The sequence below is a fragment of the Sphaerisporangium aureirubrum genome (genome assembly GCF_042658925.1).
Lineage (GTDB): Bacteria > Actinomycetota > Actinomycetes > Streptosporangiales > Streptosporangiaceae > Sphaerisporangium > Sphaerisporangium aureirubrum.
Map to the genome: position 1 here is coordinate 1 of NZ_JBHSRF010000083.1, position 15,358 is coordinate 15,358.

Below are 15,358 nucleotides of genomic sequence, written 5' to 3' on the forward strand. Positions count from 1 at the left end.
GGGGTCGGCTTCGAGCCGGAGGGGTATGGGGGGGCGCGGCAGAGTGCTACGGGGATTTACTTCCTGCTGGCGCCGGGGGAGGAATCGGTCTGGCATGTGGTGCGGTCGGACGAGGTGTGGTTCTGGCATCGGGGTGGGGCGCTGACGCTTCTGCTGGGAGGGTCGGGTGAGCGGCCGGGGGATGCCGAGGCCGTCACGCTCGGGGGGCGGGTGGAGGATGGGGAGGTGCCGCAGGTGCTGGTGCCGGCGGGGACCTGGCAGGCGGCGCGGCCCGCGGGGGACGAGGCCGTGCTGGTGAGCTGTGTGGTCTCGCCGGGATTCGACTTCGCGGACTTCACGGCTTTGTGATCGCCCGATGCCAGGGGGAGGCCGTCGACGTCCACGGAAGGGCGGGAACGGCCGGCGCCCGGCGGGTTCGGGTAAGGGCGGTTGTGGTATCGGCAGAGTGCGGGGAAAGGTTCGTTCGAGGAGGGCGCACGGTGAGCATGCGGATCGTTTCTGTGGTCGGCGGGAAGGCTGCCGACGACGTCAATGCCGCGGCCTATGACTCGATCAATCCGGCGCGCACGGCGGAGACCGTGGCGAAGGTGCGACTGGCGGACGGCCCGACGTTCGCGTGGTCGTGCAGCGTGGCGTCGGCGGCGCAGCGGGAGTGGGAGCGGGTGCCCGCGCCGGTGCGCGGGCGGGTGGTGGCGTCGATGGGGCGGCTGGTGGAGGCCAACGCCGAGGAACTGGCGCTGCTGGTCACCGAGGAGATCGGCAAGCCGTACGCCGAGGCGCTCGGCGAGGTGCGGGAGATCGTCGACACCTGCGACTTCTTCCTCGGCGAGGGCCGCAGGCTGTACGGGCAGACCGTCCCGTCGGAGATGCCCGACAAGAACCTCTTCACGTTCCGGGTGCCGATGGGCGTCGCCGCCGTCGTCACCGCGGGGAACTTCCCGGTGGCGGTGCCGAGCTGGTACATCGTCCCGGCCCTGCTGTGCGGCAACGCCGTGGTGTGGAAGCCCGCCGAGTACGCGGCCGCGTCGGCGCACGCGCTGTACCGCCTGTTCGCGGCGGCCGGGCTGCCGGACGGCGTGCTGAACATCGTCTTCGCGGACGGCCCGGCCACCTACACCGGCCTGGAGGCCGCGCTGGAGGAGGGCACGGTACAGAAGGTCGGGTTCACCGGCTCCACCGCCGTGGGCCGCAGGATCGGCGAGCTGTGCGGCCGGTACCTCCAGTCGCCGTGCCTGGAGCTCGGCGGCAAGAACCCCATGGTCGTCATGCCGGACGCCGACCTGGATCTCGCGGTGGAGGGCGCCCTGTTCTCCGGCTTCGGCACGGCGGGACAGCGCTGCACCTCCCTCGGCACCGTGCTGGTGCACCACTCGGTGCACGACGAGTTCGTCGCGAGGTACGCGCGAGCGGTGGCGGCGGCGCAGGTCGGCGACCCGAGGAGGGACGTACTGTACGGCCCGATGCTGGACCACCGCTTCGCCGAGCGCTACGAGGAGTACCTCGGCTGGGTGGAGCCGCACCACACGGTGGTGACCGGCCCGACCGGCCGCATCACCCAGGACAACCCGCGCGGCGGCTTCGACGGCGGGGGCGGCCTGTTCTACCACCCGGTCGTGGTGGACGGCGTGCGCCCCGGGGACCGGCTGTTCATGGAGGAGACGTTCGGCCCGATCGTCGGCGTCACGGCCTTCGGCGGCCTGGACGAGGCGATCGCCCTGGCCAACCGCCCCGGCTACGGCCTGTCCTCCTCGATCTACACCACCGACCCCAAGGCGGCCTTCCGGTTCCGTTCCGGCGTCGGCGCCGGCATGGTGAGCGTCAACAACTCCACCTCGGGTGCCGAGGCGCACCTGCCGTTCGGCGGCAACGGCAAGTCGGGCAACGGCAGCCGTCAGTCCGGCATGTGGGTGCTCGACCAGTTCACCCGCTGGCAGGCGATGAACTGGGACTACTCCGGCCGCCTGCAGAAGGCCCAGATGGACGTCGCCGAGATCATCCCGGACCTGGACTTCCGGCTCTGAACGACCGTGGGCCACCGCCCGGACGGTCCCGGACGGTGGCCCACGACACGAACCAGGTCACGACCCGTTCTGGCCGTGCTGCCCGTTGCGGCCGTCGTAGCCGAGCAGGCGCATCGCCGTCTCGGGATCCATGGCGGCGGCCAGGAGCTGCGCCCGTTCGATCGCCCGGTCCCTGTTCTCCTCGGCCCGGACACGGCCGGCCTGGTGGTTGCGGACCACGATGACCGCGATGGCGCTCGCCACGATCACCAGCACCGCCACGATGACGAACGCGACGACCCCGGTGACCGGCGCGACGCTCGCCGCCTGCGCTCCCTCGGCCCCGCCGCCGAACACGGCCAGCCCGAGGACGACGAAGAGCATGAGCGCGGCCACGGCGGCCAGCGCGAGCAGCACCGGCCGTGCGGACCTCCCCGGCTCCGGCAGGGGCACCGGTGGCGGTGCCTCGGCCGCCGCGGGCGGGCTCTCCCGTGGCTCCGTCCGCTCCAGGCTCCAGGGGATGAACTCCGGCGAGCCGCCGCCGTTGGAGGCGGCCGCCCCGGGCAGGACGATCCCGCCGTTGCCGCCGGGCATGACGAGCGCCCCGGAGTCGGGCGAGCCCCCCTGCGGCATGATCAGCGGCGGCCCCGTGAGCAGGTCGGGCGGCGCCGGCGCCACGGCCTGCGACACCACCTGCCCGGCGATGACCGGGACGGCCGCCGGGGCCGCGATCGGCCGCGGCAGGGTCGTGGTGACGTGGCTGTGCGTGCGGTGCGCCTCGGCGGCCACCGCGTGGTACGCCTCCAGCTCGTCGGAGAAGTCCTCGGAGGTGTAGACGGAGCCGTCGACCAGCGGCCCCCGGGTGCCCTCGATGACGGCGATCACGTCGTCGCCGGACAGCGTCTTGTGCTGCTCCAGCGCGTGCGCGACGGCGAGCACCTCGCGCCGGTTGGCCCGCAGCAGCTCCTCGGTCTTCTTGAGCAGCCGGGACAGGTTGTACTCGATCCGCTCGGCCAGCATGTCCGGCGCGTTGCGGTCCCGCGTCGCGCCCGGCTCCTGGGTGTAGCCGATGCCGCCGCCGGCGCCCTGCGGCGCCGCCGCCTTGCCGTCGCGGATGCCGAGCTGCTGCAACGCGGGCAGCGCGGCGATGCCGACGCCCATGCCCCAGTACGCCTCCATCAGCCCGGTGACCATGGTGGCGCTCTCCAGGTCCCCCGAGACGCCGGAGGAGTTGTCCTCGCCGAAGAACATGCGCTCCCCGGCCAGCGAGGCGAGCGACACCATGATGTCGGCCTCGTACTCGCTGCGCCACCGGGTGAACTGGTCCTCGGGCTTGATGCTGGACACCATGCCGAGGTAGTCCGCCCCCTTCTCGATGGTGGCGAGGTCGATCTCCAGGTGCTGGCGGGTGCGGTAGGCGGCCACGGCGTGGCAGGCCTCGTGCACGGCCACCGCGTGCCGTTCGCGCTCGATGTACTCGACGTCCTCGGGCGGCCCGAGCTGCTTGAGCCGTTTGGCGATCATCACGTCGTGCCAGGTGATGACGTCCCTGCCGCCCCGGATCGCGGTGATCAGCGACTCGTTGACCAGGTCCTTGATGGTGGCGCCCGTGGCGTACGGCGTGATGGTGGCGAGCTTGTCGATCTGCTGGGCGGTCAGCTCGTGGCGCACCTTGCCGAAGTAGCCGTGGTAGGTGCGCACCCGGCCGGCCTTGGAGGGGTAGCCCACCTTGTAGATGCGGTCGATGCGGCCGGGCCGCAGCAGCGCCTCGTCCAGCGAGTTCGGCATGTTGGTCGCCATCATGACGAGGATGCGGTACTTGGGCGGGGGCTTCGGCCGCATGCCGAACAGCCGGCGGACGTAGCGGTTGAGCAGCCCGCGTGGCTTCTTCAGGCCGGACAGCTCGGTGAGCAGGGCCTGCAACGTCCCGACGTCCCCGCCGCCACCGCCCATGGGCATGCCCATGAAACGCTCGCGGTGGGGCCCTTCGGCGGGCGAGGCGACCAGCGAGCGCCTGGTGAGCAGGGTACGGGTCTCGTCCGACAGGTAGCCGAACCCGTGGCAGGCGTCCGCCGTGCCGAACCCGATGCGCCCGCCGGGCGGGCCCTGCTGGGCGAGCGCGCCGCGCCGTCCGAGGGAGTCGGCCTCGTCGAAGAAGACGATCACGCCGCCGTACCGCAGGGCGAGCTTGCGCAGCTTGCGGAACAGCGACTTCACCTTCAGGATGCCGATGCCCATGAACATGTTGATGAACGCGCCGGGGTCCACGAAGACGTACGGTTTGCCGGTCTCGCCCGCGACGGCCTCGGCCATCAGGGTCTTGCCGGTGCCCGGCGGGCCCCACAGCAGCAGGCCGCTCGGCACGTAGCCGCCCTTGGCCTCGATCTCGTCCGGCTTCTCCAGGAAGACGATGTTCTCCTTGACCCGCTCGACGACGTGGTCCTGGCCCCAGACGTCGGCGAAGCGGGTCTTGATGTCGTCGGGGAAGTACGTCTCCACGCCGCCCCTGGACATGAACCAGAAGAGGCCGACGAACTGGACGATGACGAAGAAGAAGCCGAACGCCAGCTGGAGCCCGTACGGCAGCACCTGCCACAGCAGGGCGGGCGCCTGGAACAGGGCGAGCAGCGGCGGGGCGTCCAGGATCTGGCCGAGCACCAGCGCCAGCAGCGCGATCCAGAACAGCCACTTCAGCGCCCTGGCGATGCGGAAGCGGTTCCAGTCGCTGAAGCGGCGGCGGCTCCACCGGTCGAAGCCGCCGAACACGCCCGTGGTCCAGAAGCGGTGATAGCCGGGCGACTTCTCGCTGACCCTGAAGTGGATCTGCCGCAGCACCTCGACGCCGAGCAGCACCAGGATGATCCGGCCGGCGCCTTCGGCGGCGACGATCAGGGTGGCCTCGGTGAACGGCATGATGCCTTCGAAGCTCGCCATCTGGTGCCAGACCAGGACGAGGAACGCGACGCTGAGACCGATCACGAACTTGATGCGGTCCCACGTCGGCATGGTGACCCGGCCGGCGGCGACCGGGCCGGAGTCAGGTGCCCGCAGGCCGGCGGTCTCGGGCGCGGGGGTTTGTGTCATCGGGACTCCTCACGGTCGCCAGGTCTCCGGAGGTCATCCGGGTAGCCGTTTGACCTTGAAAGACTGCGCGATGCCGCCGATCGCCTTCGCTTCGGACCGATAACACGCGGCCGAGCAGCGGATCAGAAGGACGGACACGCGCGTGCCGTCCGCGGCGAGGTAGGCGGTCTGGTCGAACGTCTGGACCGGTCCGCCCTGCACCTTGAAGTTGTAGACGACGTGGACGCCGCGTACGCCGTCCTTGGGGGGGAGCACCTCGTCGCTGAGGAGTTCGAAGTCCTTGAAGGGATAACCGGGTGTCTTCTCCATCTGGCCGCGCAGTTCGTCGTCCACCGCGACCGGCAGGCCGGCCGAGTTGCGCAGGCCGTCGAGGGAGACCGCGTCGCGCTGGCCCTCGGTGAGGTTGGTCACCATGGCGAAGACGAACGGCTTGTCGGAGCCGCCGCCCGCGTCGAACAGGTGATCCGCCGAGGGGTTCTCGTACCCGTCGTAGGCCACGGTCCAGGACAATTTCTTGCGCAGCTGCGCCGTGGCGGAGTTCAGGTCGCCGAAGACCTTGCGGTCCAGCGCCTTCTGGTCGACCTGCCGCCAGGCCGCGGGCACCTTGAAGTAGCTCTGCCCGTCACTGCCCATCACGTAGGTGAAACTCGCGCCACCACAGCCGGCCGAGGTCACCGTGACCACCGTTACGGCGGCGATCGCCATGGCGATCAGCCGCGACCCCACCCGCGTCCGTTCCACAGGGGCCTTACCTCCGCTTTGCGGGTCATCATGGTTGTTGTGCCCCCTTTTTGGGGTCCCCTCCCCGAGGGCAACCGGAAAAATCTTGACCAAATCTTCGCGGAAACTTAGCTCGACTTGTGACACACAGGGTGTCGCGACCGGCGGCGACGTCGGCGCCGGGATGACCGGGAATAGTTGAATCATAAACTACTGTTGTGTGGCGTGCGAGAGCTCGACCGCCCCACTTCGCACCGCTATCAGGAGGTTCCCATGCCGGCCGTCACCGCTGACACCCTTACTTTGCCGCGACTCCCCCAGTTGCCCGAGACGGCCACAGCCTGGCGCCCGGTGGCCCGCGTCGTCACCGCGGCCCGCCACCTGGAGGGTGAGGGCTTCGCCGTCCGCAGGCCATTCCCCGGCGTCGACCTCTCCCTGGCCGACCCGTTCCTCCTGCTGGACCACATGGGCGCGGTGGAGTACGCACCCGGTGAGGCCAAGGGCACGCCGTGGCACCCGCACCGCGGCTTCGAGACGGTGACCTACATCATCGACGGCGCCTTCCAGCACCGCGACACCACCGGCGGCGGCGGCCTCATCGCCGACGGCGACACCCAGTGGATGACCGCCGCGTCCGGCCTGCAGCACATCGAGCAGCCGCCGCCCGAGCTGGTGGCCTCCGGCGGCCTGTTCCACGGCGTGCAGCTGTGGGTGAACCTGCCCCGCGCGCAGAAGTGGGTGGCCCCGCGCTACCAGGACATCGGCCGCGGCGACGTGACGCTGCTGTCCGCCGCGGACGGCGCGTCCCTCGTCCGGGTCATCGCGGGCTCGCTCGCCGGCCACGACGGCCCCGGCGTCACCTACACCCCGATCAACTACCTGCACGCCACCGTGGCCCCCGGCGCCCGCCTCGACCTCCCCTGGCCCCCCGAGTTCAACGCGATGGTGTACGTCCTGAGCGGCCGCGGCACCGCGGGCCCCGGCGGCACCCCGCTGGACGAGGGCCAGATGGCGGTGTTCGGCCCGCGCGGCGACGCGCTGACCGTCCGCGCCGCGGAGTCCCAGCCCGTCGCGAGCGCCCAGGGCTGGGAGATCCTGGTGCTCGGCGGCCTGCCCATCCGCGAGCCGGTCGCCCGGTACGGCCCCTTCGTCATGAACACCCGTGACGAGATCGTCCAGGCCTTCGAGGACTTCCAGGCCGGCCGCATGGGCACCGTCCCCGCCGAGCACGTCCCGCACCGCTCCGCCCGGGACGAGACCCTCTAGGAGGGAAACGCGAGCCGCGGCAGGCGCCCCGGGTGGACGGGACGCCTGCCGCGGCGGTCCGCTCAGTCCGGCGCGGACGCCCGGGGCGAACAGCCGGACGGACGCCTCAGGCCGACCGCTGGATGGACGTGAACGCCGAGGCGGCGTCGTGGACGACCGCGTCGATCGCGTGGGCGAGCGCGTTGATGGTGGCGACCGGCTCCAGGCGCTCCACCGCGCGGGGGTCGTCGAGGGCGCGCAGCGACTCGACGGGGTCGAGGGCCACTGGCTCCTGCAGGGTCGGGTTGGAGCCGATCGGCGGGAACTCCGTGACCTCCGCCCCGACGAGGGCCTTCGCCCGGGTCTTCCAGGCGCCCAGGGGCGTCTCGACGATCGCGTTGGGGCTGAAGAAGAGCCTGGCGGGGAAGCCGCGGCCACCGATCGACTGTGCGGCGCCGAACGAGGGCTGGAACAGGTCCGGGTACTCCCGCTTGAACGTCTCCCCGAGGATGATGCGCACGGGCCCGAACGGCGTCTCCCCCTTCGCGTCGAGGTTGAGGATCTGCAGCCACACCTGCTCGCGGTCGGGCTGGAAGAAGCCGCGCGGCGCGACCAGGAAGTCGTCCCGGTTGATCTGGCCGTCGAGCGTCGACCCCTCAGGCAGAGGGAAGACCGCCCGCCCGCCGTCCCGCCCCGCCATGAACCCCTGCGACCTCACCACCGTCTGCACGGCCGCGGGCAGCGCGAAGGTCGCGAAGTCTCCCGCCCGCCCACCCGAGTTGAACCGGAGACCGATGATGAAGTGGCTCAGGAAGGCATCGAGCCCGGCCTCCGGAAACGCTTGCTCCCCCTGGGCGGACCGGTCCGCTGGATGGGACATCACGAGCTCCTTTCAACGAGCGTGAAATACCGACCAGACGAGCAGAACACATACGCACTCCATAGCCTTCTTTTGCCTTGCGATTTCAGGAGCCATAAGCCACCTGAAATCACATGACAAGCCCGTCGATATCAGCACAAATACCCAGCCCCGTAATATTTCTCGTACCAGGATGGGCCGCGCCCGTTTTCGGCGAACATATACCAGATATAGAATCAAACACTCCTTGCCCGTACGTCGACGACGCCTACGTGCGGCATGTCTCACCTCGGACACCAGCCACTTCACGCCGCCGGCGCCGGATGCGCGCCTCGGAGTCGGTGCTTCACTTACTCACGTACGGCCGTCACCGACCCGGGAGAACCGGCCGGCGACATCTAACAGATGCCCTGTCCGCGTAGGCACACCTTTTTCCTCGCCGAGGCCCGCACTACTCGCGACTTCCCTACGAGATCGGCGTCCTCCCACTACCATCGGCAGCGCATTACCCTCACGCCTGATCCACAGTTCACGTGAGAACACCGGCAATGTCGCCAATAACCCGACCAGGAAGGAAAAGGCGGGAATTGTCCAGCAGAGAGCTCGACCCCCACGAGTCTCCGCGAGCACTGTTCGCCTTCGAGCTGAAACGACACCGGAACGCCGCCGGCCTGACCCAGCATGGTCTGGCCCACCGCATCGGCTACTCGGCTTCCCTCGTCGCCATGGTGGAATCCCTCAGACGTCCGCCCACCGAGCCGTTCGCCCGGCTGTGCGACCAGGCCATGGGGCTGGACGGCGCGATGGCGCGGCTCTACGTCGCGACCACGTGGAAGAACGCGCCCGAGAACTTCCGGCCGTGGCTGGAGGAGGAACAGGACGCGACAGGACTACGAAGCTGGGAACCGACCACCGTCCCCGGCCTGCTCCAGACGGAGGCGTACGCCCGCGAGATGATCTCGAAGATTCCGAACATCACCGCGGAGCAGATCGACGAACGACTCACCGGCCGCATGCAGCGCCAGTCGATCCTGCGCCGGGACGACGCACCCACGATCAGCTTCCTCATGGACGAGGGCGTCCTCCACCGCACGATCGGGGCGCCGGGAGTGATGCGGGAGCAGCTGGGGTACCTTTTGGAGATCTCCCGGCACCCGAGGGTGACCCTTCAGATCGTTCCCTACGAGACAGGGGCGCACTGCGGACTGGCAGGCGGCTTCATCGTCGCCGAGCGACACGGATCCCCCTATATCGCCTTCATCGAAGGCCAGCCCGACGGGCGCATCATGGGAGAGCACATGGAGATCGCCCGGCTGATGCTTCGCTATGACGCGATCAGAGCCGAGGCTTTACCGTCCAAGCAGTCGGTCCGGCTGATCGAGGAAGTGGTGAACGCACGTGGCGAATGACCTCCCTGCCGCGCAGTGGCGCAAGAGCAGTTTCAGCGCCAACGAGAACTGCGTCGAAGTCGCCGCGGACCTGCCCGGCCGCTTCGCCGTCCGGGACAGCAAGAACCCCACCGGCGCTGCTCTGGTCTTCCGCTCCGCCGAGTGGTCGGCGTTCCTGACCGCCCTCGGCGCCGGGGAGTTCGATATCTGATCCGCGAGGCCGGGACGGGTGGCACTTGTACCGTCCCGGCCCTCATTGCGCTCACCATCAGGACGAATCGGGCGGCGTGACGGGGCGCTTCGAGGGTGGGGGTGTGGGCCGCTAGTCTGCCCGCATGCCTACCGCACTGATCACGGGCGCCACGGCCGGCATCGGCGCCGCGTTCGCTCGTAAGCTCGCCGCCGATGGCCTGACGCCGGTCCTGGTGGCCCGGGACGCGAAGCGGCTGGATGAGGCCGCCGTCGCGCTGCGGCAGCGCTACGGGGTGGAGCCGGAGGTGATCCCGGCCGACCTGACCACCGACGAGGGTGTGGGGGCGGTGGAGGAGCGCCTTCGTGCGGGGGTGGACCTGCTCGTGAACAACGCCGGGTTCGGCCATGACGGCAGGCACGGGAAGAACGTCCCGGTCTCCGAAGAGGTGACCATGCTGCGGCTTCACTGCGAAGCCGTGCTCAGGCTCACCATGGCCGCGCTGCCGGCCATCCGGACGCGCGGCCGGGGCGGGGTGATCAACGTGGCCTCGGTGGCGGCGTTCTACCCCGGAGGCACCTACAGCGCCTCCAAGGCCTGGGTCGTCAACTACAGCCGCTCCCTGGCCCTGGAGATCCCCGAGCCGCGGGTCCACGTCATGGCGCTGTGCCCCGGCTACGTCCGCACCGAGTTCCACGAGCGCGCGTCCATCGACATCTCCGGAATCCCCGACGCCATGTGGCTCTCCGCCGACCGGGTCGTCGCCACAGCCATGCGCGACTTCGCCCGAGGCGCCTCCCTCAGCGTCCCGGACCCCCGCTACAAGGCGATAGCCGGCATCGCCCGCTTCGTCCCGCCGGACCTGATCCGCCGGGTGAACCGGCGCATGGGCCGCTGACCACGGGACTCACAGGCGTTCGACGTTGGGGCCGCGGCAGCGGTTTCGGGTGTCGAAGATGAAGTGGGCGGTGTGGTGGATGTGGTTGTAGTCGATGTGGTCGTGGTCGGTGAGGATCAGGACGGTGTCGGCGGTGGTGAGTTCGGGGTCGGACAGCTCGACCAGTTCTATGCCTGGGGGGATGAGGAAGGGGTCGGCGTGGGGTTCGACGGCGCGGACCTGCGCGCCTAGTTTGGCCAGGGACTTGGCCACCTCGATCGCGGGGGATTCGCGGCAGTCGCCGGTGTTCTTCTTGTAGGCGAGGCCGAGGATCAGGATGCGGCTGCCGTTGACGGGGCGGCCCAGGCGGTTGAGGGACAGGGTGAGGCGGCGGACCACGTGGTCGGGCATGTGGTCGTTGACGTCGTTGGCCAGTTCCACGAAGCGGAAGTTGTGGCCGAGGCTCTGCTTCACCCGCCAGGACAGGTACGAGGGGTCGATGGGGAGGCAGTGGCCGCCGACGCCGGGGCCGGGGGTGAAGCGCATGTAGCCGAACGGCTTGGTGGAGGCGGCGTCGATGGCCTCCCACAGGTCGATGCCCAGCTGGCCGGCGAAGATGGAGAGCTCGTTGACCAGGGCGATGTTGACGTGCCTGAAGGTGTTCTCCAGGAGCTTGCACAGCTCGGCGACCTGCAGGGACGACACGGGGACGACCTGGCGGACCAGGCGGCCGTAGAACGCGCGCACACGCTCCAGGGCCGCCGCGTCCAGGCCGGCCACCACCTTGGGGGTGTTCTCCAGGTGCCAGCGGCGGTTGCCGGGGTCGATGCGCTCGGGGCTGTAGCCGAGGTGGAAGTCGCCGGGGGTGCGCAGGCCGGAAGCGTGCTCCAGCAGCGGGCGCAGGTGCTCCTCGGTGGTGCCGGGGTAGGTGGTGGACTCCAGGATCACGGTGGCGCCGTGCCGCAGCAGCGGGGCGATCGACTCCCCCGCGGCGGTGATGTGCCGCAGGTCCGGCACGCCGTCGCGCAGCGGGGTGGGCACCGTGATCACGCAGACGTCGAACGACTCGGCGTCGGCGTAGTCGGTGCTGGCCCGGTAGCGGCCCGAGCGGTACGCCGACGCGAGCACGTCGTCGGCGATGTCCTCGACGTACGAATGCGCGGCGTCCAGCCGCTTCACCCGCCAGGCGTCCACGTCGACGCCGACGACGTCGAACCCCGCCTCAACCGCGCGCATCGCCAGCGGCAGCCCCACGTACCCCTGCCCGACGACGACGAGTCTCTCCCCCATGTGGCCCGCCCTTCACCGATCGGTTGAGGCGACTGTAGATCCCCGGGGCGGCCTTGGCGGTCACCCGCGACCGGCCAGGCGTGTCCCGTCCGCGGCGGCGTAAACGGTGAAACCCGGCAGGTCGGGCGGCGTATCCGGCGATTTGAGTAGAGCTCTGCCGTGTCTTGGCCCACCGGGACGGCCATCGCGGGCGGCGGGGGCCTAGGAAGGTCTCCTGCCGGAAAACGATCAGATCTCGGAGGTGGCGGCATGGACACCATCCGTACCTACTTCCCTTTCTACACCGAGGACCACAGATACCTTGGCCACACGTTCTGCTACAGCCGGACCGACCACGCGCCCCGCCCCGCGTACGGGCACGCCGATGACCACGGCTACGCGTACCACGCGACGACCGGCACACTGTCCGGCGCGGGCCACGCGCCCGGCGTGGACGCCGGCACCGGAAAGATCAGCTCTTGATGAGTGCGCCCGAGCGGTTGACGGTGAGCGTGGTCGGCACCGGCTACCTCGGCACCGCGCACGCGGCGGGCATGGCGCAGCTCGGCCACGACGTCGTCGCCATGGACGTCGACGCGGAGAAGATCGCCCTGCTGTCCGCGTGCGAGCTGCCGTTCTTCGAGCCCGGCCTCGGTGCGCTGCTGCGCAAGGGGGTGGAGTCGGGGCGGCTGCGGTTCACCACCTCCTACGACGACCTGGCGGGTGCCGGCGCGCACTTCGTCTGCGTCGGCACCCCGCAGGCGCCCGGCTCGTGCGCGGCGGACCTGCGGTGGGTGGAGGCGGCGTTCGGCGAGCTGGCCGCGCGGCTGACCGGGCCGGCGCTCATCGTGGGCAAGTCCACGGTCCCGGCGGGCACCGCCCGCAGGATGGCGGAGACCGTCCGCCGGATCACGGGTGGAGACCGGGTGGAGGTGGCGTGGAACCCCGAGTTCCTGCGGGAGGGACACGCCGTCGAGGACACGCTGCGGCCGGACCGGCTGGTGTTCGGCGTGGAGACGCCCCGGGCGGAGAAGGTGCTGAGGGAGGTCTACCGGCCGGTGATCGAGGAGGGTTGTCCTGTCGTGGTGGCCGACTACGCCACCGCGGAACTCGTCAAGGTGTCGGCCAACGCGTTCCTCGCCATGAAGATCTCGTTCATCAACGCCATCGCCCAGGTCTGCGAGGCCACCGGCGCCGCGGTCCTCCCGCTCGCCGAGGCTCTCGGTTACGACGACCGCATCGGCCCGCGCTTCCTCGGCCCCGGGCTCGGCTTCGGCGGCGGCTGCCTGCCGAAGGACATCCGCGCCCTGTACTCCTGCGCCGGGGACCTCGGCCTGGACGAGGTGGCCGCGTTCCTGCGCCAGGTCGACGTGATCAACCTCGGCCGCCGGGACCGGGTGCTCGCCCTCGGGCGCGACCTGCTCGGCGGTTCGTACGCCGGCGCCCGGGTCTGCGCGCTGGGTGCCGCGTTCAAGCCGAACACCGACGACGTGCGCGACTCCCCCGCCCTGGCCGTGGCGTCCGCCGCGCAGGCGGAGGGCGCCCGGGTCGTCGTGCACGACCCCGTGGCCGTGGACGGCGCCCGGCGCCTGCGTCCGGACCTCGTGTACGCCGACAGCATCCTGACCGCCGCCCGCGGCGCCGACCTGGTGCTGCTGCTCACCGACTGGACCGAGTTCGAGAACCTCGATCCCGCCGTGCTCAGCCCTGTGGTGCGCCGCCGCAACATGGTGGACGGCCGCAACCTGCTGATCCCGGCCCGCTGGCGCGCCGCCGGGTGGGCCTACCGGGCATGAGAACGGCGCCCGGCCCGCGGGGGCCGGGCGCGGACCCGGAGCACCCCCGGGGAGATGGCGGGGGCGCTCCGGATCTCTCTATTTCACGCCGCGGACCACGTAGAGGCCGCGGTGGCGTTCGATGGTGACGTCGCGCAGGGCCAGGTCGGCGGTCCAGCGGCGCAGGGCGCGGCGGGTCTGGGGCTTCTCGTGCCAGGGGGCCAGCCAGTCGAAGGTGTCGAGGATCGACCAGGTCAGGGCGGTGGTGTCGCCGGACAGGCCCAGGTGGGCGTGGTTGGCCACCGGGACCAGGCGGGTGAGGTAGGGGCCGAGCAGCGGGACCCTGGCCAGGGCCGACGAGATGGGCAGCAGGCGGGGGACGGCCCTCTCCACCAGCGCGTACAGGCGGTCGGGGGGCATGCGCTTGGTGACGGGGCGCAGCAGCTGACGCAGGTGCGGGTAGGCGACGGGGGCCGCGTAGACGTCGACGCAGAAGCGGCCGCCGGGGCGCAGGTGGCGGAACAGGGACTTGAAGGTGCGTTCCACGTCGGGGGTGTGCTGGATGACGCCGAGGCACAGCAGGTAGTCGAACGCGTCCTCGGGGAGCGGCATGTCGTGGATGCTGGCCTGGAGGAGCCGCAGGCCGGGGTGGTGGCCGTTGGAGGCGGCGTTGGCGTGCACGGCGCTGGAGATGTCGACCGAGGTGACGACCGCGCCCGACTCGCACAGCACCTCGGTGAAGCGGCCGGCGCCGCTGCCGCACTCCAGCACGTGCCGGCCGCGCAGGTCCTCGGGGGCCCACCGGCTCTGCCTGGTGAGGCGTTCCCGGGAGATCGGCAGGCCGGTGACCGAGTCGAGCTGCGTGAGCCGGTGCCGGTTCCACTGGAACCCGAACGACTCGGCGTAGTTGTCGCGCGGCACGAACCGCGGGATGCCCCGGTCCACCGGGTACGCCGCCCCGCACCCGTCGCAGCGCAACTCCTCACCGGAATGGTCCGTCGTGCGCCGCTCCGGGCCGCCGGGGCGCCCGGTGTGGCTCGTGAAGCCGGAGCGCAGCGGGCCGCGGCACGCCGGGCAGCGCAGTTCCGGGTGCCCGGGCGGGGCCTCGTGGGTGGAGATGCCGGTGCCGGACATCAGCGTCCTCCCCGCTCGACGGCCGCGAGGCCGGGGCCGGTCAGGCCGATGAACTTGCCCTGGTAGGAGAACACCCGGAAGGCGGGCTGCCTCGCGACGTGCTCGCGGAACACCAGGTTGTCCTGGACGTCGTCCATGACCAGCACGTGCCGCGGCCCGGTGTGGGATTTAACGCGGCGCAGGAAATACTCCCGCCCGCCTCTGGTCTTGTCGGAATCGTAATGCGACAGCCCGACCTCCTGGACGCGTGACAGGATTTCCGGAAGGTTTCTCCGGTCCCCTTTGAGATGCAGGCTCCACGAGCCGCGCAGCTCCTCGGGCACGACGCATCCGATGTAGCGTTCAGGATGGGAGATCCGGAACAACGGGAAATCGCTGGAATACAGCTGCCCGGCGCCGTTGGCCGCGACGGCCCCGAGGATCGCGGCCGTCGACCAGCCGGCGGCCACCCCGGTCTCCAGCGCCACTGCCGGGCGCAGCGACCGGGTCAGGAAGTACAGCAGTTCGACGCCGCCGGGCCCGCCGAGGTCCACCCCGGCCGCCGCGACCTGGTCCACCTTGGGCCCGGCCGACTCGGCGAGGCGCCTGGCGAACTCCACCGACTCGGCCCACAACGCGGGGTCCGCCCGCCGGCCCCAGGCGTCCAGGTCCTGCGCGTGCGCGCCCGCCCACCCCAGCGCGGCCTTTCTCTCACGGTCGTGCCCGTGCCGCACCCGCAAATAGACTTTGTGCGCCATCGTGGGGAGGTATGCCGGGCGCATCGCGTTCCTGGCGACCGTGAATATCGTCATGTCCTCATGTTATTGAACCGATGCCA

General features: G+C 70.6%; 14 protein-coding genes. 8 read left to right on the top strand and 6 right to left on the bottom strand.

The annotated features are described in order from the left end of the window. Both ACFP1K_RS34415 and ACFP1K_RS34420 read left to right on the top strand, forming a co-directional pair. On the top strand, positions 1-348 hold a 348-nt coding region (locus ACFP1K_RS34415; protein WP_380761359.1), incomplete at its 5' end, for a cupin domain-containing protein. A gap of 137 nt (positions 349-485) precedes the next feature. After that, positions 486-2,021: an aldehyde dehydrogenase family protein gene (locus ACFP1K_RS34420; RefSeq protein WP_380761361.1), complete on the top strand. Its 1,536-nt coding sequence runs from the start codon at positions 486-488 to the stop codon at positions 2,019-2,021. A 57-nt stretch (positions 2,022-2,078) separates the two neighbouring features. Here ACFP1K_RS34420 and ACFP1K_RS34425 read toward each other — a convergent pair whose 3' ends face one another. Both ACFP1K_RS34425 and ACFP1K_RS34430 read right to left on the bottom strand, forming a co-directional pair. Next, positions 2,079-5,084, bottom strand: coding sequence for an AAA family ATPase (locus ACFP1K_RS34425; protein WP_380761363.1), 3,006 nt, complete (start codon positions 5,082-5,084; stop codon positions 2,079-2,081). Between the two features lie 33 nt (positions 5,085-5,117). Beyond that, positions 5,118-5,825 (bottom strand): hypothetical protein, encoded by a 708-nt coding sequence (locus tag ACFP1K_RS34430; RefSeq protein WP_380761365.1) that lies wholly within the window; start codon positions 5,823-5,825, stop codon positions 5,118-5,120. A gap of 252 nt (positions 5,826-6,077) precedes the next feature. On the opposite strand from ACFP1K_RS34430, the gene ACFP1K_RS34435 reads away from it, so the two are divergent. Then, positions 6,078-7,070 (top strand): pirin family protein, encoded by a 993-nt coding sequence (locus tag ACFP1K_RS34435; protein WP_380761367.1) that lies wholly within the window; start codon positions 6,078-6,080, stop codon positions 7,068-7,070. 106 nt (positions 7,071-7,176) lie between these two features. Here the strand turns inward: ACFP1K_RS34435 and ACFP1K_RS34440 are convergent, their stop codons facing one another. After that, positions 7,177-7,929 (bottom strand): hypothetical protein, encoded by a 753-nt coding sequence (locus tag ACFP1K_RS34440; protein ID WP_380761369.1) that lies wholly within the window; start codon positions 7,927-7,929, stop codon positions 7,177-7,179. A gap of 566 nt (positions 7,930-8,495) precedes the next feature. Here ACFP1K_RS34440 and ACFP1K_RS34445 point away from each other — a divergent pair. The 3 genes from ACFP1K_RS34445 to ACFP1K_RS34455 all read left to right on the top strand — a co-directional run bounded on the left by ACFP1K_RS34445 (position 8,496) and on the right by ACFP1K_RS34455 (position 10,384). After that, positions 8,496-9,317, top strand: a complete 822-nt coding sequence (locus ACFP1K_RS34445) for a helix-turn-helix domain-containing protein (RefSeq protein WP_380761371.1) — start codon at positions 8,496-8,498, stop codon at positions 9,315-9,317. After that, positions 9,307-9,507 (top strand): DUF397 domain-containing protein, encoded by a 201-nt coding sequence (locus tag ACFP1K_RS34450; RefSeq protein ID WP_380761373.1) that lies wholly within the window; start codon positions 9,307-9,309, stop codon positions 9,505-9,507. Before ACFP1K_RS34445 ends, ACFP1K_RS34450 begins: the two co-directional genes overlap by 11 nt. A gap of 124 nt (positions 9,508-9,631) precedes the next feature. Beyond that, positions 9,632-10,384, top strand: a complete 753-nt coding sequence (locus tag ACFP1K_RS34455; RefSeq protein ID WP_380761375.1) for an SDR family NAD(P)-dependent oxidoreductase — start codon at positions 9,632-9,634, stop codon at positions 10,382-10,384. Positions 10,385-10,393: 9 nt separating this feature from the next. Here the strand turns inward: ACFP1K_RS34455 and ACFP1K_RS34460 are convergent, their stop codons facing one another. Beyond that, positions 10,394-11,653, bottom strand: coding sequence for a nucleotide sugar dehydrogenase (locus tag ACFP1K_RS34460; protein WP_380761377.1), 1,260 nt, complete (start codon positions 11,651-11,653; stop codon positions 10,394-10,396). Between the two features lie 249 nt (positions 11,654-11,902). On the opposite strand from ACFP1K_RS34460, the gene ACFP1K_RS34465 reads away from it, so the two are divergent. Continuing rightward, positions 11,903-12,115 carry a hypothetical protein gene (locus tag ACFP1K_RS34465; RefSeq protein ID WP_380761379.1) on the top strand — a complete coding sequence of 71 codons (213 nt, stop codon included), beginning with the start codon at positions 11,903-11,905 and terminating at the stop codon, positions 12,113-12,115. Next, on the top strand, positions 12,115-13,428 hold the full coding sequence (locus tag ACFP1K_RS34470) for a UDP-glucose dehydrogenase family protein (protein ID WP_380761381.1): 1,314 nt from the start codon (positions 12,115-12,117) through the stop codon (positions 13,426-13,428). The genes ACFP1K_RS34465 and ACFP1K_RS34470 overlap by 1 nt, the downstream gene beginning before the upstream one ends. A gap of 78 nt (positions 13,429-13,506) precedes the next feature. Here the strand turns inward: ACFP1K_RS34470 and ACFP1K_RS34475 are convergent, their stop codons facing one another. Continuing rightward, positions 13,507-14,541 (bottom strand): methyltransferase domain-containing protein, encoded by a 1,035-nt coding sequence (locus tag ACFP1K_RS34475; RefSeq protein ID WP_380761383.1) that lies wholly within the window; start codon positions 14,539-14,541, stop codon positions 13,507-13,509. Then, positions 14,541-15,332 carry a class I SAM-dependent methyltransferase gene (locus ACFP1K_RS34480; RefSeq protein WP_380761385.1) on the bottom strand — a complete coding sequence of 264 codons (792 nt, stop codon included), beginning with the start codon at positions 15,330-15,332 and terminating at the stop codon, positions 14,541-14,543. Before ACFP1K_RS34480 ends, ACFP1K_RS34475 begins: the two co-directional genes overlap by 1 nt. Positions 15,333-15,358: the final 26 nt, after the last annotated feature.